Here is an 18,107-nt window from a genome sequence, read left to right on the forward strand (position 1 = left end):
TCAGACGCCGGACTCGACCCAGGCGTAGGGCAGGAACTTGCCGTCGATCGTGATGACGACGCGGTCCCCGTCGGGGTGTGCGACGCGGTCGAGAGAGATGCTGCAGTTGATCGCGCTCATGATGCCGTCGCCGAAACGGTCGTGGATGAGGGCTTTGAGCGCGGGCCCGTAGACCTGCACGAGTTCGTGGAAGCGGTAGATCGTCGGGTCGGTAGAGAGATCTGCCTCGGCGGCGCGGTTCGGCTGGCGGGTGAGGGCGTCGACGAGCGCGGCGTCGAGTCCGAGGGCGTCGCCGAGGCGCTCCGCTTCGGCCGGGGGGAGGGCGTGCATCCCGAGAACGGCCGCGGCGGTCCACACCGGCGGACGGCCGATGAGCTCGCTCACCGCGTCCCACGAGAGTCCGCTCTTGCGTCGCACCTCGTCGATGGCGGCACCGGCGGCCTGCTTGCTGATGATCTGGGGGAGCGTCATGACGTGTCCTCTCGTCGGTTCGTTCCATCGGACCAGTCCCGGAGCGTGAGGCGGCAGGAAGAACGCGCACGGATGCCGTCGTTGTGCGCACGTGTGACACGGTCGAAACGCGCGCGACGCGCCAGGGCAAACCTCGGTGCCTAGCGTGGGCCCATGGCGGCGATCGAGCGGTGGATGCAGGCGGTGGTGGATGCCGTCCCGCAGCCGCTGTGGGTCATCGGACCCGGTGGCGCCGTCGCCCACCTGAACGAGGCCGCCGGGCGGTTGCTCGGATACTCCGATCCCCGCCGGGTCGTGGGAGGTCCGAGCCACGAGGTGCTGCACGGGCATCGCGCAGACGGCTCCGCCTACCCCGCGCACGAGTGCCCGATCGTCCACGCGGCAGATCACGGCGGTGACCCGCGGGGCAACGAGGTGTTCGTCACCCGCGCGGGACGGCCGCTCGACGTCGCGTGGCGGGTGGCGGAACTGCCCCTGCCCGAGCATCGACTGCTGTCGTTCGAGCCGCAGGCGCAGGTTCCGGCGATGCGCGGGGTGCCGTCGGCATCCGCTCTGCGTGCGCAGATCGCCGCGCGGCACCGCGACCCGGAGTTCTGCGTCGACGTGCTCGCGCGGGATGCGCACGTGTCCGTGCGGACGGTACAGGTCGTGCTGGGGCGTGAGGGGGAGAGCCCCGCGGCGCTGATCCGCGAGTACCGGCTCGGGAGTGCGCAGGGGCTGCTCCGCGACGGGATGCTGGTGGCCGCCGCGGCGTACGGTGCCGGCTTCCGCGATCCGGACACCTTCGCGCGCGCGTTCCGGCGCCGGTTCGGTGTAGCGCCGGGAGCGTTCGCCCGCGACGCGGGCTGAGCCCCGGGCCCGTGCGCACGGGCGCGGGCGATGTCGGAACCCGTGCGTATCTTCGACGTAGACGGCTTGAGTCGTTCGAACAAAGCTTCTACCATGTCGAGGTGAGATCCATCGTGCGCGACACCGCTACTGCCCAAGAGGTGCAGCGGCTGCGCGCGCAGATGGCTCGGATCCAGGGGCGCAAGCTCGAGGCGCCGCCCCTTCCCACCCATCCTGCCCTGGCCGAACTGCTGCCGGGCGGGGGGCTGCGGCCGGGATCGTCGTATTCGCTGGGCGGCTCGATGTCGTTGCTGTTCGGCCTGTTGGCGCAGCCGTCGCAGACGGGCAGCTGGTGCGGGGTGGTGGGGATGCCGGGGTTCGGCGCCGAGGCGGCCGAGAAGGCGGGCGTCGACCTGTCGCACCTCGTGCTGATCCCCGAGCCGGGTCCGCGCTGGCTTGCCGTGACGGCGACGATCGCCGACGTGCTGCCGGTCGTCGCGGTGCGGCCGCCGACTCGGGCGAAGGATGCCGAGATCTCGCGGCTCGCGGCGCGCATGCGCGAGCGCGGCGTGGTGCTGCTCGTGCAGGGGCCGTGGCCGCAGACCGAGGCGATGATCGACGTGACGGATGCCCGGTGGTCGGGCCTCGGCGACGGCTACGGCGTGCTGTCGGATCGGGAGCTGACCGTGACGGTCACGAGCCGGCGTTTTCCGGTGCCGCGGTCGTCGCGGATGCTGCTGCCCGCCCCCGATGGGGCGATCGCGGTGCGCGAGCAGCCCATCGCCCCGGTGGTCGACCTGCCGATGCGGGCGGTGAGCTGATGGATCCCGCACTCGTCGACACCGGGATCGAGCCGGTGCGGAGCCTCGTCGTCTGGGTGCCCGACTGGCCGGTGGTCGCGCTGGGTCTCGAGGGGCTCGCCGAGGCCGAGGGGCCGATCGCCGTCTTCGCGAAGGGGATGGTCGCCGCGACCTCGCCGGCTGCGCGGGCGGAAGGGGTGCGGCGGGGGATGCGGCGCCGCGACGCGCAGGCGCGATGCCCGCAGCTCCAGGTCGTCGACGCCGACGACGCGCGCGACCACCGCACGTTCGCCCCGCTCATCGCCCGGCTCGAGGAGATCGCCCCGGGTGTGCAGCTGCGCGAGCCGGGGCTGTGCGCCCTGCGGGTGAAGGGCCCCGCGCGGTTCTACGGCGGCGAGGCGGGTGCGGCGACGGCGCTCACCGGCGCGCTCGCCGAGCTCGGCGTGAACGATGTGCGCGCGGGGGTGGGGGATGGTCCGTTCACGGCGGAGCAGGCCGCCCGCACCACGGGCCCGGACGCCCCGATGCGGATCGTGCCGCCGGGGGCGGCGGCCGCGTTCCTCGCGCCGATGCCGGTGACGGCGCTCGAGGACGAGTCGGTCGCGAGCCTGTTCGCGCGTCTCGGCATCCACACCCTCGGTCAGCTCGCCGCGCTGCCGCCCGCGCGGCTCGTCGAACGGCTCGGACCCCGCGGGGCGCGGTTGCACGCGCTCGCGTCGGGGCTCGACTCGCAGCCCGTGCAGCCGCGCACGCCGCCGCCTGAGCTCGAGCGCGAGGTCGGCTTCGAGCCACCGCTCGAGATCGCCGACCAGGTGGCGTTCGGCATCCGGCTCGCCGCGGAGCAGTTCATCTCGGGGCTCGGCGCCGTCGACCTCGTCTGCACCGAGCTGCGCGTTGCGCTGACCGGGGATCGCGGCGACCACAGTGAGCGGGTGTGGCTGCATCCCGGCGCGTTCGACGCGGCCGCCGTCGTAGACCGGGTGCGGTGGCAGCTCGCGGAGCGCGGGCTCAAGAGCGCGGTCGCGAAGGTGCGGATTGCGCCCGAGAAGGTGGACGCGGCATCCCATCACGTGACAGGGCTGTTCGGTTCTGGGCCGGAGGAACGCGTGCACTCAGCGCTCTCGCGCGTGCAGGCGATGCTCGGACACACCGGCGTCGTGACGCCGCAGGTCGGCGGCGGGCGGTGGCTCGCCGAACGGCAGGTGCTCGTGCCGTGGGGGGACCGCGCCGTCATCGCCGAGCGGGCGCGGCCGTGGCCGGGGAGCCTGCCCGACCCGCTGCCAGCGACCGTCTTCCCCGAGCCGGTACCGGTCGCCGTCATCGACCGGGACGACGACATGGTCGCCGTCGACGGGCGCGGCGAGCTGACGGCCGAGCCGATCGCGCTGATCCTGCCGGGAGCGCCGGACGCATCGGGGGCGCGGAGGCCCCGGCATCCGCGTCGCATCGCCTCGTGGGCAGGACCCTGGCCCGTCATGGAGCGGGGGTGGGATGCCGCGCGCACCCGTCGCGCGCACCGGTTCCAGGTGGTCGACGAGGCCGAGACCGCGTGGCTGCTGGTGTGCGAGGAGGGCGTCTGGCACGCCGAGGGTAGGTACGACTGATGGGGTGGGGCAACAACCCGTCGGTCTCGTGGTCGGAGATGGAACGGATCCTCAGCGACCGACGGCGACCCGAGGGGGCACCGGCGGGCACCGACGGCGGCGACAGTCCGGCGTGGTCGCACAAGCGCGGAAAGTACCGCACGCCCGAGATCGAGCGGCCGCGCGACGCCGTGCCGTACGCCGAACTTCACGCGCACTCCTCGTTCTCCTTCCTCGACGGGGCGTCCTCGCCCGAGGATCTCGTCGAAGAGGCCGAGCGCCTGGGCCTGCACGCCCTCGCGATCACCGACCACGACGGGTTCTACGGCATCGTCCGCTTCGCCGAGGCGGCCGAGCACCTGCAGCTGCAGACCGTCTTCGGGGCGGAGCTGTCGCTGGGCCTCCCCGGTCCGCAGAACGGCGAGCCCGACCCGCACGGACGGCACCTGCTCGTGCTCGCCCGCGGTGAGGAGGGCTACCACCGGCTCGCCGCCGCGATCACACACGCGCAGCTGTCGGGCGGCGAGAAGGGGCGCCCGGTCTACGACCTGCACGATCTCGCCGATCGGGCCGATGGGCACTGGCAGGTGTTGACCGGATGCCGCAAGGGCGCCGTGCGGCAGGCGCTCGCCGCCGACGGGCCGGCCGCGGCGGCGTACGAGCTCGACCGGCTCCTCGACCTGTTCGGGCCCGAGCGGGTCGACGTCGAGCTCATCGATCAGGGCGCACCGACGGATTCGCGCGACAACGACGTGCTCGCCGCGCTCGCCGCCGAGCGGGGGCTTCCGGTCGTCGCATCGAACAACGTGCACTACGCCGTGCCCGAGAAGGTGCACCTCGCGGCGGCGGTCGCGGCGGTGCGGGCGAACCGCGGGCTCGACGAGCTCGACGGGTGGCTGCCGTCGCACGCCAGCGCGCACCTGCGGTCGGGGGCCGAGATGGCGCGGCGGTTCCGGCGGTACCCGGGTGCGATCGAGCGCACCGTCGCCCTCGCTGACGAGCTCGCGTTCCCGCTGCGACGGGCCAAGCCCGCGCTGCCGAAGATGCAGGTGCCCGAGGGGCACACGCCGATGACGTGGCTCCGGCACCTGGTGTGGGAGGCCGTGCCTCGCAAGTACCCGGATGCCACCGACGCGAACCGTGCGCGCATCGAGAAGGAACTCGGCGTCATCGAGCAGAAGGACTTCCCGGGGTACTTCCTCATCGTGCACGGCATCGTGCAAGAAGCGCGGCGCCGCGGCATCCTGTGTCAGGGGCGGGGATCCGCCGCGAACAGTGCCGTCTGCTATCTGCTCGACATCACGGCGATCGACTCGATCTTCTACGACCTGCCGTTCGAGCGGTTCCTCTCGGCCCTCCGCGATGAAGAGCCCGACATCGACGTCGACTTCGACTCGGACCGGCGCGAGGAGATCATCCAGTGGGTCTACGAGACCTACGGGCGGGAGCGGGCGGCGCAGGTCGCGAACGTCATCCAATACCGGCCGAAGAACGCGATCCGCGACATGGCGAAGGCACTCGGGCATTCGCCGGGTCAGCAGGATGCCTGGTCGAAGCAGGTCGAGCGCTGGGGTGCGACGCTCGACACCCCGGGCGATCACGACATCCCGGATCGGGTGATCGCGTACGCGGGTGAGCTGTTGAAGGCGCCTCGACACCTCGGCATCCACTCGGGCGGAATGGTGCTGACCGATCGTCCGGTCGGCGAGGTCGTGCCGATCGAGCACGCGCGCATGGAGAACCGCACCGTCATCCAGTGGGACAAGGACGACGCCGCGTGGATGGGGCTCGTGAAGTTCGACCTGCTGGGGCTCGGGATGCTCGCCGCACTCCAGTACTGCTTCGACATGATCGAGGCCGCGACGGGGGAGCGGTGGAGCCTCGATGCGATGCCGAAGGAGGAGGCGGCGGTCTACGACATGCTGTGCCGCGCCGATTCGATCGGGGTGTTCCAGGTCGAGTCCCGCGCGCAGATGGGGCTCCTGCCCCGTTTGCAGCCGCGGAAGTTCTACGACCTCGTGGTCGAGATCGCCCTCATCCGGCCGGGGCCGATCCAGGGCGGCGCGGTGCATCCGTTCGTGCGTCGCAAGCTCGGCGACGAGAAGGTCACCTACGCGCACCCGAAGCTGAAGCCGGTGCTGGAGCGGACGCTCGGCATCCCGGTGTTCCAGGAGCAGCTCATGCAGATGGGCATGGCGATCGGCGATCTGTCGGGGGAGGATGCCGACCTGCTCCGCCGCGCGATGGGATCGAAGCGCGGGATCGAGCGGATCGATTCGTTGAAGAAGAAGCTGTACGAGGGGATGGAACGGAACGGCCTGACGGGCACGGTCGCCGACGACATCTACGTGAAGATCCAGGCGTTCGCGAACTTCGGCTTCGCCGAGAGCCACTCGCTGTCGTTCGGGCTGCTCGTGTACGCGTCGTCGTGGCTGAAGCTGCACTACCCGGCGGCGTTCCTCGCGGCGCTCTTGCGAGCGCAGCCGATGGGCTTCTACTCGCCCGCGACGCTGACCGCCGACGCGCGACGGCACGGGGTCGAGGTGCGCCGGCCCGACCTGCACGCGTCGGGGGTCGAGGCGGGGCTGGAGCCGGTGTCGCCTCGCGAGGAGATGTCGGTTCCCGAGGAGGGGTCGGTTCCCGAGGAGGGTTTGCGGGGTTTCGCTCCTCGGGACGCGTCATCTCCTCGGTTCTCGACGGGGGCGGATGCCGGGGCTCGGGAGGCCGGGGGCGCGGGCGCCGAGCGCGGCGCTGCCGCGGGGATCGGCCGTCGCGAGGACGTTTCGGGCGGGATTCCTCCTCGGGAGCGCAGATCTCCGCTCGGGAGCCGGGATGCCGGGAGTCGGGATGCCGGGAGTCGGGATGCCGGGAGTCGGGATGCCGGATCGGGGCCAGCCACTGCCGAGCCCGGGGCTGGACACCGTCGCGCCCCGACGGGCCGGGACTCCTGCACCGACCGCATCCAGCCGCCTGTGCCGGAGTTCGACCGGTCGCTGCCCGACGAGTCCGCGGCGCATCGGCGCGACGGGAACTTCGCGGTGCGGCTGGGGCTCGCCTCGGTCACGGGTATCGGGGTGCCGCTGGCGACGAAGATCGTGGCGGAGCGGGAGGCATCCGGTCCGTATCGGGATCTGCGCGACCTCGTGCGGCGCACCGGCGCGACGGCGGCGCAGCTCGAGGCGCTGTCGACGGCAGGCGCGTTCGAGAGCCTCGGGATCACGCGGCGCGAGGGCATCTGGTTGGCGGGGGATGCCGCGCAGGACCGGCAGGAGTTCCTCGAGGGATCGCTGGTGTCGGTGCAGCCGCCGCTTTTCCCCGACCAGTCGAGTTACGACGTGCTCGCCGCCGACCTGTGGGCGACGGGGGTGTCGGCCGACGACCACCCGCTGACGCACTACCGGTCGCAACTCGACGCGCGCGGGGTGATCACCTCACGCGGCATGCGCGAGCATGAGGTCGGCCGGCGTATCGAGGTCGCGGGGCTGGTGACGCACCGGCAGCGGCCGGCGACGGCATCCGGCATCACCTTCCTGAACCTCGAGGACGAGCACGGCGTCATGAACGTGATCTGCTCGGTCGGGGTGTGGAACAGGTACCGTCGCATCCTGCGAGACAGCCCCGCCCTCATTGCGCGCGGCATGCTCGAGCGCTCGCCCGAGGGCGTGACGAACCTCGTCGCCGACGGGTTCGAGGACCTGCGAGTGGGGGTGACGCACCGGTCGAGGGACTTCCAGTGACCTGCCTAGGCTGTCGTGATGGACGACCTGGGCATTCGATTCACGATTCTGATCCTGCTGGCGGCGATGGGGGTCCTGCTCATCTGGGTCGCCACCGCAGCAGCGTCGGGGCGGTTGACGCGCAACCACATCGCCGGGATCCGCATCCCCAGCACGATGGCCAGCGACGAGGCATGGCTCGCCGCCCACATCCGCGCGAAGCGTCCCACGGTCTGGGGTGGGGTCGCTGCCCTGGTCGCCGGGCTCTGCGCGTTCCTGCCCGTGCCGACCGAGTCCCTCTCGATCGTGGTGATCGGGGCATCCGTCGTGGTGCTCGCCTGCGTCCTCTACGGCGCACGCGTCGGCAGCCGCGCCGCGAATGAACTCGAGCGCGACACGCGACGATGAGAATCGTCCCCAGTTGTATAAACACATTGCAATGTCACTATGTATAGGGGAGTGTTGACCCGTGGCGAACGAGATCGCAGCGGCCGCTGATCTGTTCCGGGTGCTCGGTAACGAGTCCCGGTTGGGTCTGCTCGTCGCCCTCGCCGACGGTCCCTTAGTCGTCGGCGCCCTCGTCGAGGCGACGGGAATGACTCAGCCTCTCGTGTCGCAGCATCTTCGGACGCTGCGGCAGGCGGGGTTGGTCGAGGTGACGAGAGACGGCAGGACGGGCGAGTACCGCCTTGCCGACGAGCACGTGGTGCACGTCATCACCGACGCCCTCACCCACGTCACGGAACCCGACGCGACGCGTCGCAACACACCCGAGGAGACAACATGAGCACGGAAGAAGTCCACGCAGAGCACACCGTCGCCGAGCACGCCCACGGCGCCGATTGCGGTCACGAGACGGTCGAGCACGACGGTCACGTCGACTACCTGCACGACGGTCACAAGCACGCCGAACACGGCGACCACTACGACGAGCACTGAACCACAGCGAAGCGCTGAACCACAGCGAACCGCCGGATCACAGCGAGGCGGCGAGGCTCTTCGGAGTCTCGCCGCCTCGCTGTCTGATCACTCCCTGCTGCGGGAGACCTGCCACGTCGGGAACGGATCTTCGAAGGCCGCCCAGGCCGACGGTCCCGCCGCGAGCTCGTCGTCGGTCAGCGCCGTCTCGTCGAGGGCGGCGCGCAGCGCGCGGTGGTGCAGATCGAGCCCGATGATCGCGATGTCCTCGCCGACGGCCAGGAGTCCCTCGGCCTCCGGCATCCCGTCGTCCACCTGGACGGGCGAGAAGGCGATCATCGACCCGACGTGATCCCACTGCGCGATGACGTTCGAGCGGGTCGCGAAGCGGCAGAACCCCGCCGAGCGGATGACGGAGCCGAACTCCCCGCTCTCGATCCGTTCGTCGAGCAGAGCGTTCAGACGTCCGGGATGCAGCGGGCGGACGTTCTCGTACCGCAGGGCGCTGATCCGCGGGTCGGTCATGTGCGGCGCGAACTCCCCGTTCAGCAGCTGCACCCATCCGGGCGCGTCCTGGTGGGAGCGAATCGGGATCGGTGCGACGGGCAGCAGATCGACGGCCGGCTGATGCAGACGCAGTCGCGCGGACGGGGCGAGGTGGCTGACCAGCGCCATCGTGATCGAGAGGTCCGGAGTCGACAGTCCCGACCAATTCACGAGCATGATCGTCGACGCGTACTCGAGCTGCTGCACCGCGAGCAGGGCGTGAGCCGTGTAGCGGGTGCGCGGCATCCCGCTGTCGTCGACCTCGGCAGATCCCGCGTAGGTCTCGCGTCGGAGGTCGTCGAGGAGGTGGGGCGCATCGACGACGCACACGACGCCGCGCAGGCGCAGCCCGCTGCCGCGCTCGGCGAGCGTCCCGATGACGTCGAGAATCGAGGCATCCGACGGGAACTCGGCCACGACACCGCTCCCGACGTCGAGCCACGGCAGAAAGGCTGCTGCGCTCGACGCCGGGTCCTGCGGGGCGAGTCGGGATGCCGCGAGGAGGGGCCTCGACGTCGCCTGGCTCAATCGCGCCGCGTAGCGCGCCCGCTCGGGACCGCATGCTCCCATCACGGCGATCACGTCCGTCTCGATCATCCGACACCTCATTCCATCCCGGCGTGTGTAGCCTTGATGATAACCGTTCTCAATTAGGAGTGTGTCATGAAGGTTCGAGCGTCCCTGAAGTCCCTGAAGAAGCAACCCGGCGCGCAGGTCGTCCGCCGACGCGGGCGGGTGTTCGTCATCAACAAGCTCAACCCGCGGTTCAAGGGCCGCCAAGGCTGACGCCGGCCCGGCGTGCTGGGCCGGCGTCACGAGGCACGGCCCCCGCGATCACAGGGGCCGCCTCTCACCCCGCCGCGGCGCGCCGTCGCTGCACCGCGTCGATGATCACGTCGACCACGACGAACGCGGCGAGGGTCCAGCCGACGAGCGGCAACGCGAGTCCGAGCAGCACGCCGCCCGCGACCACGGCCGTGACACCCCACCACGGGGCGCCGTCGAGCACGCCGCGGCGCGGCGGCATCCCGACCCGTGCGGTCTTGGTCGGCCGCCGCTTCACCCACATGACGTAGCCGAGCACGACCATGCCGGCGATCGAGAGGGCGAGCAGGAACATGACGATCTGGTTCACGAGCCCGAACATGACGCCCATGTGGATCGCGACGCCCCACGACGCGAGCTTCGCCGGCAGTGAGAAGTCGGCGAAGTCGACGCGATCGACCGGCGTCAGCGTCGTGCCGTCGATCGCGACGGCGTCGAGGTGTCCGGGGAATCCGCGGTCGATCTCCTGCACCTTCCACGCCTGATCTGCCGCGGCGGGCGGCGTGATCTGCACCAGTCCCGTGTCGATGTTCACCTTCCGGGCCGCCGCGAGCACATCGTCGAACGTGTTCGGGTCGACGGTGAGCGCAGCGGATGCCGCGCCGTGCCCCGCGTGCTCATTCCCGCCGCCGGCGGCTTCGCCGAGGCTCGTCGACACGGCGGGCGTGGTCCAGTCGAGCGCGGCGCGCAGGTCCGTGACGTTCTGTCCGCCGTAGGTCGACCACGTGATGCCCGTCGCCGAGAGGAACACCGCTCCGAGCGCGATCCAGATTCCGAGCGAGGTGTGCCAACTGAAGAAGCGTCGGTACCCGGTGTAGGCGCGCGCCGGCCGGACGAAGTCCTTCTTCGTGCGTGCCGTGCGGATGCGGATGACCCACATGAAGACGCCGGCCACGACGACGATGCCGAGCCACGATGCGGCGAGCTCGCTGTACAGGCGGCCCGGGTCGCCGAGGCCGAGGCTGCGGTGGATGTTGCTGATCGCGGTGCGCAGCGGCAGCGATCCGCTCGTGCCGTAGACGGTCTCGTCGCCGCGGACCTCACCGGTGCCGGGGTCGACGAACACGGCACGGGACTCGCTCTCGCCGAGGCCGTCCTGCGCGAACATGACGCGCGTCGTGTCGCCCGGCTCGGGAGCCGGTCGGACGGCAGAGAGCGTCGCGGCGTCGCCGACGTGCGCTTCGGCGATCTCCACCTGCTGGCCGAGGCTGAGCTGCGTGTCGGCGACCGGCGCATGCAGTTGCCGCGCGTACACGGCCTGCTCGATTGTCGGCGACAGGGCGTAAAGAGCGCCGCTGAGTGCGGCGACGAGGATGAACGGTCCGACGAGGATGCCGGCGTAGAAGTGCAGACGCACGAGGAAGGCGCCGAACCAGCCCGGTCGTCGGGTGGGTCGGGTCGTGGTGGGTGGGGTGGGCAGGGTGGCGGTCATGATCGCTTTCGAGAAGAAGGGTGCGGCAAGAGGGCGCGCCGATGACACGGCGCGGCGCACCGCGGCATCCCTCGTCGAGAGCGGACCGGCGGCGCGCGTCAGATCGCGAGTGCGCGCGGGGGACCGCGGCCGGCCGCGACACGGACGGCGACCGATCGCAGCACCGGGACGTCAGCGGACGCGGGTGCCGGAGTCGGACGGTCGACGGCCTCGAGAGCGAGGACGGCGGTGAGGATGCGGCGGCGCACCCACCGGGCGATCTCGGCCGCGACGGCGAACAGGCGCTGCGCCGCGCGCTCGCCGCGGTGCAGCAGCGCGATGGTGAGGACGGCGGCGAGCCCGTGCATGGCCCACATGAGCGGATCGGCGCAGATGGCCGCGGCGGTGCCCCCGGCATCCGTCATCAACGCCATGTGGTGCTCGTGCGGCATCGCCGACGGGGTGATCGTGCCGATCACGAAGAGGGTGTGGAACAGCAGCTGGCTGCCGGTGACCGCGAGCGCCAGGCGGGGGAGCGAGAGGCGTCGCCCTGCGAGCGCCGTGCAGACGAAGAGCGACAGGGCGAAGGGCACGGCGATGCCGAGCCAGCCGGGGACCTGACCGCCGCCGGCGACGTGCGAGAGCAGTGCCGCCCAGGTGGCGACGGATGCCGCGAGTGCACCGCGAGCGACGCGGGAGACTCGGGACGGACGCACGGCTCCATTGTGACAGGGGCAGGCGCCCTTGCGAGGTGGACCGCGCTGCGCAAGCCCTGGGGAGAAGCCGAGGGGCGCGATTACCGTGGGAGGACTTTCACCGGTCGGAGGACATCATGACGAACCAGGCGCAGCGGAACGACGCGGTCCAGCGCAAGCAGATGGGCTCGGGCGCGTTCATCGCGATCTTCATGAGCCTCGTGTTCCTCGTCGTCGCGGCGGGTTTCGCGATCCTCGGAGTGCTGTTCATCACGAACCCGATGCCGGTCGTCGTGCTCGGCGTGCTGATGCTGATCGGTGCGGTGGCCGTGCTGGTCCTGTCGGGTCTGTGCATCGCCGCGTCGGTACGGACGCTCCGCGCGCCGGCGAAGGCGAAGCAGCGCGTCGAGCGCATGGCCTGAGGTCCCCCTGAGCGCACGAAAGCCCCGGACCGCGCGGGTCCGAGGCTTTCGAGAAGCGTCTGTGTCAGACGGCCTGCGCGAGCGCGAAGCCGACCGATCCGTCCTCTTCGAGACGGGCGTCGAGGATGCGGTCGTCGAGCGCGACGCTCGCCGTCGGCGCGACGAACACGCGAGCTCCATCGCTTTCGACGACGGTGTCGCCGTCGGCCGGAGCGGGAGCGAGAGACAGTGCGTACCCGTTCTGCGGGTCTGCGGCCTCGGCGATCCGGAGTCCACCGGTCTCGGTGGGGATCTGGGTGGCGAGGCTCTTGACGGCGGTGCTGGCGTTCTCGGTGAGAGTGAGCATGATGCTCCCTTCCGTGGATTGCGGGCGTGAGCGGGCAACGATGCCGAGAATCGGATGCCGCCGCAACCGCTGACACACCATTCCCGCGCACTCACACGGCTTACGGAGGTTCGCACATCATCCCCGCGGCGTACCCCGGATCATCATGCGGGCCGATTCGCCCGTGAGGCCGCGCGGCTTGACTCGAGTCATGACCCACACTCGTCTCCGTCTCGCTGCGGCCGCCGGCCTCGTCGCCCCTCTGCTCGTGCTCGCGCTCGCCGCCTGCAACCCGATGGACACTCTCGAGAAGGTGCACTCCGAAGAGTTCGCCGATCGCGCCGCCGCCGCGGAGGGGTGGGTCGGTGTCGAGATGCCCGCGTGGATCCCCGCAGGCGCGACGTCCGTGAAGAACACCGCGACGACCAACGAGACCAACGCCGTCATCGCGGTCGAGGGCGGAGAACTCGAGGACTGCGCCGAGATGGACCGCCGTGGTCTGCCCTTCGACAGCCGGTACGGCAGCCTCGGCGAGCCGCTGCCGGCGACCGTGTTCGCCTGCGGACCGTACGAGGTCGTGAAGACCGATGCCGGCTGGCTCGGCTGGTTCAACGCGACCGAGAAGGGGCAGACGCCGGCCGAGGCGTGAGCGTCAGCTCGCCCGCATCCGCTCCCGCAGGTCGGTCGCATCGGATGCCGGAGAGCGCCCGTACGCAGAGCGGTAGTCGCGCGAGAAGTGCGATGCGCTGACGTACCCGACTGCGGCGCCGGCCTGCGCGGCGGTGTCGCCGTCGGTGATCAGCAGGCGTCGCGCCTCGCCGAGGCGCAGTCGCTTGAGGTACCGCATGGGCGTGAGGCCGGTGAGTTCGCGGAAGCGACGGCTCACCGTGGTCGGGCTGGCGCCGACGGATGCCGCGATCGCGTCGAGCGTCCACGGTTCGGCCAGCCGGCGGGTCAGTGTCGTGATCGCCGCGGTGACGATGTCGGCGTTCGCGTGGGTCGCCGCGGCGAGCACGCGTGCAGCCTGGTCGCTCTGCAGGAGGCGGACGATGAGCTCGCGGTTCAGCAGCGGCGCGAGGACGCCGGCTTCGGCGGGGGCGTCGAGGAGCGCGAGCATCCGGTCGACGACGTCGGCGATCTCCGCCGTCATGGTGCCGAGCCGCTCTGGCGCTTCGGACGCAGCGGGGAGGGGCAGCTGTCCGGCGACCTCGGCGACGACGGCGGGGTCGATCCGCCAGTTGACCGACACGAAGTCGCCCGCCGGCCCGGTCTCGCTCACCCGGGCGAACAGGGGCAGGTCGACGGGCGTGATGAGGAAGCGCTCAGGACCCCATTCCTCACCCGCCGCGGAGTCGTCGCCCGAGACCTTGCGCCCCGTGAGGACGACCGAGACGCACGGCTTGTACTGCACGAACATCGTCGGGCTTGGAGCGGTCGTGCGCCCCAGGATCAGCCCGAGCGACTCGGCCGCGGCGACGCGGTCGATGTGCCGTCGCACGCGGTCCGCGGCGCGGTCGAGGCTCGTCCGGGTCCGCTCGTCCATGTGCCCATTGAAGCGGATGCCGGGCCTTCCGGCTCCGGCAGGGTCGCCGCGACCGGGAACCGGCAAGCATCCGACCGGATCAGGCAACCTGGTCGGGCGCCCGGCCGTCACGGTGGAGGAATGACCACGAACCTCCTCACCCTTCCTCGCGACCAGCGCCTCGCCGGTCGCACCGCCATCGTCACCGGATCCTCGAACGGCATCGGCGAGGCGATCGCCCATGTGCTCGCCGCGTCGGGCGCGCACGTCGTCGTCCACGGTCGCGACGTCGGTCGAGCCGAAGCCGTGGCCGCGGCCATCGCGGACGGCGGGGGCGCGGCATCCGTCGTGACCGGCGACCTGGCCGACAGTCCCGCCGCCGCGCGGGCGTTCGCGGCGCAGGCGACCGAGGCGTTGGGCGGCCGTGTCGACGTGCTCGTGAACAATGCGGGGATCTTCCCGATCGGTCCGACGCCGGATCTGTCGGACGACGACGTGGCCGCACTCCTCGCGACGAACGTGCGCGTGCCGCACGACCTGGTGGGCGCGCTCGCTCCCGGGATGGTCGCGCAGGGGTCGGGCGTCATCGTGAACATCACCTCGTGGATGGCGCACATCGGCACGCCCAACGTCGGTTTGTATCCGGCGACGAAGGCGGCGCTCGAGCATCTGACGCAGGCGTGGGCGGCGGAGTTCGGGCCCCGCGGCGTGCGGGTCAATGCCGTCGCGCCGGGCGCGATCCTGACCCCCGGCAACGCGGCTGCGCTCGAGATCCTGAAGATGATGACGGCGGTCTCGCCGGCGGGGGAGCCGGGGCGGCCGATCGACATCGCGCACGCCGTGCGCTTTCTCGCGTCGGACGAGTCCGCGTACGTGCACGGTCAGGTGGTCAGCATCGACGGCGGGATCGTGGCGGCGCGGGTGGGGTGATCGGCGGTGCGGTCGTCGGCGGCCCGCCGCGGGTGAGATGGTTGTCCTGTCGACGAGACGGAGGACACCGTGGCACGCAAGACGACTCTGGTGGCGGGTGCGCTGGCGATCGCGGCGCTGATGCTGGCGGGGTGCGCTCCCGAGCCGTCCCCGACGCCGACGATCTCATCGCCGTCGCCGAGTGCGTCGTCGCCGAGCCCGACGGGTTCCAGCCCGACGCCGAGCGGTACACCGACGCCGGGGACCCCGAGTCCGGGCGTCTCGCCGACGACGCCGCCGGCCGGTCCGCCCGCGACGCGTCCCGTCGAACCCCCGAACGGCACCGATCCGGATGGCGATCCGGATGCCGCGGGCATGACCGCAGGCCAGGCCGGGACGCTGTGCGCCAAAGAGCACCGCACGGGTCAGAGCGCGGGTGACACGCAGATCGGCCAGCCGACCGTGTACGAGCGGTCCGTCTCGCCGCACTGGTATGTCACGATCCTCGCCGAGAACGAGTTCGGCCAGTACTACCAGGAGTGCGTGCTCGGCGGGCCCGAGAGCAACCCGGAGTGGTCGCTGACGCAGGGCACGCCGAAGGATCAGATGACGAAGGCGCACATCCAGCAGATGCGCACGCAGAACGAAGAGTTCGACGCCGACCACTGACGGCCGGATACGGTGAGGCATGGCCATCACCGTTTTCCCGCCGCGCGACTTCGCCCTCGACGGGCAGCGATGCCGCGTCCACGTCTACGACGTCGTGACCGGCACCGACCGGGTCATCTTCGAGACCGATGAGGTCCTGCTCGAGGCGCCGAACTGGGCGCCGGAAGGTCTGCTGCTGAACGGCGGCGGGCTGCTGTGGTCCATCGACGCGGATGCCGGCGGTGCTGACTTCGTCGAAGTGCCGTTCACCGGCATCCCGCCCATCAACAACGATCACGTGCTGGTGCCGAAGTCGGGCGACATCCTGTTGTCCGCGAATGACGGACAGATCTACCGGGCGCCGCGGACCGGCGGTGAGGGCGTGCGGATCACGAATCCGGACGACCCGTTCATGCACTTCCTGCACGGGGTGAGCCCGGATGGCGCGTGGATCGCGTACACGGCGCTCTCGATCGAGGACGGCGAGGTGCTGTCGGCCGACCTGCGGACCGCGCGGATCGACGGGTCGGAGGATGTGCCGTTGACGACGGGTCAGGTCGCCGACGGCAGCGAGTGGTCGCCGGGCGGATCGTGGATCTACCTGAACACCGAGGAGTTCTCCCAGACGCCGGGGCATGCGCAGATCGCGCGGATGCGGCGCGACCGTTCGGGTCTCGAGCAGCTGACGTTCGACGACCGGGTGAACTGGTTTCCGCACCCGTCGCCGACGGGCCGCGACGCCGTCTACATCAGCTTCCCGCCCGGAACGAACGGGCATCCGGCGGATGTCGAGGTCGAGCTGCGCCTCGTGCGGAACGGGCACTGGCACCACCCCGAAACCGTGGCGACGGTGTTCGGCGGGCAGGGCACGATCAACGTGAACAGCTGGACCTCGGACGGATCGCGCTTCGCGTACGTCGACTATCCGGTGGGGCCTTGATAGGCAAGTAAACACTTGCCTATACTCGCGGGATGGGCGACGTCTACAAGGCTCTCGCCGACGAGACGCGTCGGACGATCCTCGACGACCTCGCCGAGCGCGATGGGCAGACGCTGTTCGAGCTGTGCGTGCGGCTGGCCGATCGCGGCGTGACGCACTCGCGGCAGGCGGTGTCGCAGCATCTGGCGGTCCTCGAAGAGGCGGGCCTCGTGCACAGTGAGCGTCGCGGCAAGTTCAAGTTCCACACCATCGACACCCGGCCGCTCGCTCAGATCTCGGAGCGCTGGCCCCTTCCCACAGGAGAGTCATGAAGATCCAGACCGTGAGCGTGTTCGTCGACGACCAGCAGCGCGCGCTCGAGTTCTACACCGAGAAGCTCGGCTTCGCCGTGGCCGCCGACGTGCCGATGGGGGAGTTCCGGTGGCTGACGGTCGTCGACCCCGCGGCGCCCGAGGGTACCCAGCTGTCGCTGGAGCCGAAGGCCCACCCCGCCGTGCCGCCGTTCACCGACGCGCTGCTCGAGGACGGCATCCCGTTCTTCGTCCTCGGCGTCGACGACGTGCAGGCCGAGTACGCGCGGCTGCAGGGGCTCGGCGTGGAGTTCATGCAGGCACCGATCGACCACGGACCGGTGACGACCGCCGTGTTCAGCGATACGGTCGGGAACCTGCTGCAGATCGCGGCGTTCGCGGGCTGATGTCAGTCGGCGGGAGGGGCACCGGTGTTGATCTCGCGGTACTGCGGTTGCATCGGGATGACGTCGCCGGGGTGGATGACGGGGGCGTCGTCCGCCCAGCCGCCGGTCAGTGACGCCATGTAATAGAGGTCGAAGCAGAACCGGTCGCGGATGCTGCGCCAGTTGTCGTTCGGGGCCACGGTGTAGTCGATGAGTTCGCCCGCTGCGTTGGAGCGCGCGGCGCCCTTCGCGCCATAGGCAGTGCCGGTGTCGATCGGGGCGCCCGTGATATTCGCTCGCGAGATGGGGGAGTTGTCCTCGATCGGCTCCCAACCGATCGACGCCACGATCGGATACCCGGTGTCGTCGGCCGGGCAGGCTGGGAAGAGGTAGCCCGACGCGCGGCGAGCGTCGGCGACATACTCCTTCTGCAGGGCGACGTGCTCGCCGGCAAGGAGAGTGATGGTGCTCGGCTGGTATCTCGCGTACAGCTCTTCGAGGTCGAGGCAGAATCGGTTCGCGATCCCCTCAAGGGTGTCGCCCGAGGCCAGGGTGTAGACGGTCGCGAGGCCTTCCCCGTCACTCTCGTACACGGTGCCTTGAGCTTCGCCGCGGGCGCCGGTGTCCCCGCGCACCGGGAATGCGGCGCACGCCTCGCGGATCTTCTCCTGCTCGACGCGCTCTTCGCCGGTGAGTGTCGTCGACGGCTCTGTCTGTGCCGGAGCGGGGGTTGCCGTCTTCCCAGCGTCCGGCTCGGCCGTGTCGATGGTGCACCCGGTGAGAGCCGCGACGCTCATGACGACGGCGATGACAGCGACGCTTGTTCGTGCTGACGCGGAGCGTCGGACGGTCATCTGCAGTGCGGCGCTCAT

Annotated in this window: 23 protein-coding genes; 15 read left to right on the forward strand and 8 right to left on the reverse strand. The window is 70.8% G+C overall.

What is annotated here, in order from left to right; genetic code table 11:
• Positions 1-471, reverse strand: a complete 471-nt coding sequence (cynS, locus tag MRBLMI1x_RS08880; protein ID WP_018188567.1) for a cyanase — start codon at positions 469-471, stop codon at positions 1-3.
• Between the two features lie 153 nt (positions 472-624).
• On the opposite strand from cynS, the gene MRBLMI1x_RS08885 reads away from it, so the two are divergent.
• From MRBLMI1x_RS08885 to MRBLMI1x_RS08915, 7 genes are all read left to right on the forward strand, one after another.
• Positions 625-1,320, forward strand: coding sequence for a helix-turn-helix transcriptional regulator (locus MRBLMI1x_RS08885; RefSeq protein WP_363458263.1), 696 nt, complete (start codon positions 625-627; stop codon positions 1,318-1,320).
• Positions 1,321-1,433: 113 nt separating this feature from the next.
• Positions 1,434-2,120: a hypothetical protein gene (locus MRBLMI1x_RS08890; RefSeq protein WP_311857928.1), complete on the forward strand. Its 687-nt coding sequence runs from the start codon at positions 1,434-1,436 to the stop codon at positions 2,118-2,120.
• Positions 2,120-3,703, forward strand: coding sequence for a DNA polymerase Y family protein (locus tag MRBLMI1x_RS08895; RefSeq protein WP_363458266.1), 1,584 nt, complete (start codon positions 2,120-2,122; stop codon positions 3,701-3,703). Before MRBLMI1x_RS08890 ends, MRBLMI1x_RS08895 begins: the two co-directional genes overlap by 1 nt.
• Positions 3,703-7,419 (forward strand): error-prone DNA polymerase, encoded by a 3,717-nt coding sequence (locus tag MRBLMI1x_RS08900; RefSeq protein WP_363458269.1) that lies wholly within the window; start codon positions 3,703-3,705, stop codon positions 7,417-7,419. The genes MRBLMI1x_RS08895 and MRBLMI1x_RS08900 overlap by 1 nt, the downstream gene beginning before the upstream one ends.
• 18 nt (positions 7,420-7,437) lie before the next feature.
• Positions 7,438-7,806, forward strand: coding sequence for an SdpI family protein (locus tag MRBLMI1x_RS08905; RefSeq protein WP_116228722.1), 369 nt, complete (start codon positions 7,438-7,440; stop codon positions 7,804-7,806).
• A 61-nt stretch (positions 7,807-7,867) separates the two neighbouring features.
• Positions 7,868-8,185 (forward strand): ArsR/SmtB family transcription factor, encoded by a 318-nt coding sequence (locus MRBLMI1x_RS08910; protein ID WP_065570038.1) that lies wholly within the window; start codon positions 7,868-7,870, stop codon positions 8,183-8,185.
• Entirely contained in the window at positions 8,182-8,337 is a 156-nt protein-coding gene (locus MRBLMI1x_RS08915) for a zinc transporter permease (protein WP_116228723.1), read from the forward strand. The genes MRBLMI1x_RS08910 and MRBLMI1x_RS08915 overlap by 4 nt, the downstream gene beginning before the upstream one ends.
• An 87-nt stretch (positions 8,338-8,424) precedes the next feature.
• On the opposite strand, the gene MRBLMI1x_RS08920 is transcribed toward MRBLMI1x_RS08915, so the two are convergent.
• Positions 8,425-9,459: a GTP-binding protein gene (locus MRBLMI1x_RS08920; protein WP_363458274.1), complete on the reverse strand. Its 1,035-nt coding sequence runs from the start codon at positions 9,457-9,459 to the stop codon at positions 8,425-8,427.
• A gap of 66 nt (positions 9,460-9,525) precedes the next feature.
• Here MRBLMI1x_RS08920 and ykgO point away from each other — a divergent pair, with 66 nt between their 5' ends.
• Positions 9,526-9,648 (forward strand): type B 50S ribosomal protein L36, encoded by a 123-nt coding sequence (ykgO, locus tag MRBLMI1x_RS08925; RefSeq protein WP_018188560.1) that lies wholly within the window; start codon positions 9,526-9,528, stop codon positions 9,646-9,648.
• 64 nt (positions 9,649-9,712) lie between these two features.
• Here ykgO and MRBLMI1x_RS08930 read toward each other — a convergent pair whose 3' ends face one another.
• Positions 9,713-11,119: a PepSY-associated TM helix domain-containing protein gene (locus MRBLMI1x_RS08930; protein WP_414685573.1), complete on the reverse strand. Its 1,407-nt coding sequence runs from the start codon at positions 11,117-11,119 to the stop codon at positions 9,713-9,715.
• Between the two features lie 98 nt (positions 11,120-11,217).
• Positions 11,218-11,814 (reverse strand): hypothetical protein, encoded by a 597-nt coding sequence (locus MRBLMI1x_RS08935; protein WP_363458280.1) that lies wholly within the window; start codon positions 11,812-11,814, stop codon positions 11,218-11,220.
• Positions 11,815-11,930: 116 nt separating this feature from the next.
• On the opposite strand from MRBLMI1x_RS08935, the gene MRBLMI1x_RS08940 reads away from it, so the two are divergent.
• Positions 11,931-12,215 (forward strand): hypothetical protein, encoded by a 285-nt coding sequence (locus tag MRBLMI1x_RS08940; protein WP_018188557.1) that lies wholly within the window; start codon positions 11,931-11,933, stop codon positions 12,213-12,215.
• A 64-nt stretch (positions 12,216-12,279) separates the two neighbouring features.
• Here the strand turns inward: MRBLMI1x_RS08940 and MRBLMI1x_RS08945 are convergent, their stop codons facing one another.
• Entirely contained in the window at positions 12,280-12,561 is a 282-nt protein-coding gene (locus MRBLMI1x_RS08945) for a HesB/IscA family protein (RefSeq protein ID WP_116228728.1), read from the reverse strand.
• 190 nt (positions 12,562-12,751) lie between these two features.
• Between MRBLMI1x_RS08945 and MRBLMI1x_RS08950 the strand changes: the two genes are divergently transcribed.
• The gene (locus MRBLMI1x_RS08950; RefSeq protein ID WP_363458284.1) at positions 12,752-13,189 is read left to right on the forward strand and encodes a hypothetical protein; all 438 of its coding nucleotides are present in this window, start codon (positions 12,752-12,754) and stop codon (positions 13,187-13,189) included.
• Positions 13,190-13,192: 3 nt separating this feature from the next.
• On the opposite strand, the gene MRBLMI1x_RS08955 is transcribed toward MRBLMI1x_RS08950, so the two are convergent.
• The gene (locus MRBLMI1x_RS08955; protein ID WP_363458287.1) at positions 13,193-14,083 is read right to left on the reverse strand and encodes an AraC family transcriptional regulator; all 891 of its coding nucleotides are present in this window, start codon (positions 14,081-14,083) and stop codon (positions 13,193-13,195) included.
• 120 nt (positions 14,084-14,203) lie between these two features.
• Here MRBLMI1x_RS08955 and MRBLMI1x_RS08960 point away from each other — a divergent pair, with 120 nt between their 5' ends.
• Positions 14,204-14,992: an SDR family NAD(P)-dependent oxidoreductase gene (locus MRBLMI1x_RS08960; RefSeq protein ID WP_363458290.1), complete on the forward strand. Its 789-nt coding sequence runs from the start codon at positions 14,204-14,206 to the stop codon at positions 14,990-14,992.
• Here the strand turns inward: MRBLMI1x_RS08960 and MRBLMI1x_RS08965 are convergent.
• Complete coding sequence (locus MRBLMI1x_RS08965) at positions 14,944-15,348, reverse strand: hypothetical protein (protein WP_363458293.1); 405 nt, start codon at positions 15,346-15,348, stop codon at positions 14,944-14,946. The two genes, MRBLMI1x_RS08960 and MRBLMI1x_RS08965, sit on opposite strands and share 49 nt — an antisense overlap.
• On the opposite strand from MRBLMI1x_RS08965, the gene MRBLMI1x_RS08970 reads away from it, so the two are divergent.
• From MRBLMI1x_RS08970 to MRBLMI1x_RS08985, 4 genes are read left to right on the forward strand one after another with little or no spacing between them, the layout of a single operon-like run.
• Complete coding sequence (locus MRBLMI1x_RS08970) at positions 15,347-15,640, forward strand: hypothetical protein (protein WP_020096881.1); 294 nt, start codon at positions 15,347-15,349, stop codon at positions 15,638-15,640. The two genes, MRBLMI1x_RS08965 and MRBLMI1x_RS08970, sit on opposite strands and share 2 nt — an antisense overlap.
• Before the next feature lie 19 nt (positions 15,641-15,659).
• Positions 15,660-16,559 (forward strand): TolB family protein, encoded by a 900-nt coding sequence (locus MRBLMI1x_RS08975; protein ID WP_363458296.1) that lies wholly within the window; start codon positions 15,660-15,662, stop codon positions 16,557-16,559.
• A 32-nt stretch (positions 16,560-16,591) separates the two neighbouring features.
• A complete protein-coding gene (locus MRBLMI1x_RS08980; RefSeq protein WP_311857395.1) occupies positions 16,592-16,870 on the forward strand; it encodes an ArsR/SmtB family transcription factor in 279 nt (92 codons plus the stop codon).
• A complete protein-coding gene (locus MRBLMI1x_RS08985) occupies positions 16,867-17,256 on the forward strand; it encodes a VOC family protein (RefSeq protein WP_363458299.1) in 390 nt (129 codons plus the stop codon). Before MRBLMI1x_RS08980 ends, MRBLMI1x_RS08985 begins: the two co-directional genes overlap by 4 nt.
• A gap of 2 nt (positions 17,257-17,258) precedes the next feature.
• On the opposite strand, the gene MRBLMI1x_RS08990 is transcribed toward MRBLMI1x_RS08985, so the two are convergent.
• Positions 17,259-18,107 carry a LysM peptidoglycan-binding domain-containing protein gene (locus tag MRBLMI1x_RS08990; protein WP_363458302.1) on the reverse strand — a complete coding sequence of 283 codons (849 nt, stop codon included), beginning with the start codon at positions 18,105-18,107 and terminating at the stop codon, positions 17,259-17,261.

Source organism: Microbacterium sp. LMI1x-1-1.1 (assembly GCF_040676205.1).
GTDB lineage: Bacteria > Actinomycetota > Actinomycetes > Actinomycetales > Microbacteriaceae > Microbacterium > Microbacterium aquilitoris.

Bases quoted from the DNA above. Each gene is read 5' to 3' on its own strand.
- cynS (WP_018188567.1), bottom strand. From the start codon at position 471: ATGACGCTCCCCCAGATCATCAGCAAGCAGGCCGCCGGTGCCGCCATC.
- MRBLMI1x_RS08885 (WP_363458263.1), top strand. From the start codon at position 625: ATGGCGGCGATCGAGCGGTGGATGCAGGCGGTGGTGGATGCCGTCCCG.
- MRBLMI1x_RS08895 (WP_363458266.1), top strand. From the start codon at position 2,120: ATGGATCCCGCACTCGTCGACACCGGGATCGAGCCGGTGCGGAGCCTC.
- MRBLMI1x_RS08900 (WP_363458269.1), top strand. From the start codon at position 3,703: ATGGGGTGGGGCAACAACCCGTCGGTCTCGTGGTCGGAGATGGAACGG.
- MRBLMI1x_RS08905 (WP_116228722.1), top strand. From the start codon at position 7,438: ATGGACGACCTGGGCATTCGATTCACGATTCTGATCCTGCTGGCGGCG.
- MRBLMI1x_RS08915 (WP_116228723.1), top strand. From the start codon at position 8,182: ATGAGCACGGAAGAAGTCCACGCAGAGCACACCGTCGCCGAGCACGCC.
- MRBLMI1x_RS08920 (WP_363458274.1), bottom strand. From the start codon at position 9,459: ATGATCGAGACGGACGTGATCGCCGTGATGGGAGCATGCGGTCCCGAG.
- ykgO (WP_018188560.1), top strand. From the start codon at position 9,526: ATGAAGGTTCGAGCGTCCCTGAAGTCCCTGAAGAAGCAACCCGGCGCG.
- MRBLMI1x_RS08930 (WP_414685573.1), bottom strand. From the start codon at position 11,119: ATGACCGCCACCCTGCCCACCCCACCCACCACGACCCGACCCACCCGA.
- MRBLMI1x_RS08940 (WP_018188557.1), top strand. From the start codon at position 11,931: ATGACGAACCAGGCGCAGCGGAACGACGCGGTCCAGCGCAAGCAGATG.
- MRBLMI1x_RS08945 (WP_116228728.1), bottom strand. From the start codon at position 12,561: ATGCTCACTCTCACCGAGAACGCCAGCACCGCCGTCAAGAGCCTCGCC.
- MRBLMI1x_RS08950 (WP_363458284.1), top strand. From the start codon at position 12,752: ATGACCCACACTCGTCTCCGTCTCGCTGCGGCCGCCGGCCTCGTCGCC.
- MRBLMI1x_RS08955 (WP_363458287.1), bottom strand. From the start codon at position 14,083: ATGGACGAGCGGACCCGGACGAGCCTCGACCGCGCCGCGGACCGCGTG.
- MRBLMI1x_RS08960 (WP_363458290.1), top strand. From the start codon at position 14,204: ATGACCACGAACCTCCTCACCCTTCCTCGCGACCAGCGCCTCGCCGGT.
- MRBLMI1x_RS08970 (WP_020096881.1), top strand. From the start codon at position 15,347: ATGACCGCAGGCCAGGCCGGGACGCTGTGCGCCAAAGAGCACCGCACG.
- MRBLMI1x_RS08965 (WP_363458293.1), bottom strand. From the start codon at position 15,348: ATGCCCGCGGCATCCGGATCGCCATCCGGATCGGTGCCGTTCGGGGGT.
- MRBLMI1x_RS08975 (WP_363458296.1), top strand. From the start codon at position 15,660: ATGGCCATCACCGTTTTCCCGCCGCGCGACTTCGCCCTCGACGGGCAG.
- MRBLMI1x_RS08980 (WP_311857395.1), top strand. From the start codon at position 16,592: ATGGGCGACGTCTACAAGGCTCTCGCCGACGAGACGCGTCGGACGATC.
- MRBLMI1x_RS08985 (WP_363458299.1), top strand. From the start codon at position 16,867: ATGAAGATCCAGACCGTGAGCGTGTTCGTCGACGACCAGCAGCGCGCG.
- MRBLMI1x_RS08990 (WP_363458302.1), bottom strand. From the start codon at position 18,107: ATGAGCGCCGCACTGCAGATGACCGTCCGACGCTCCGCGTCAGCACGA.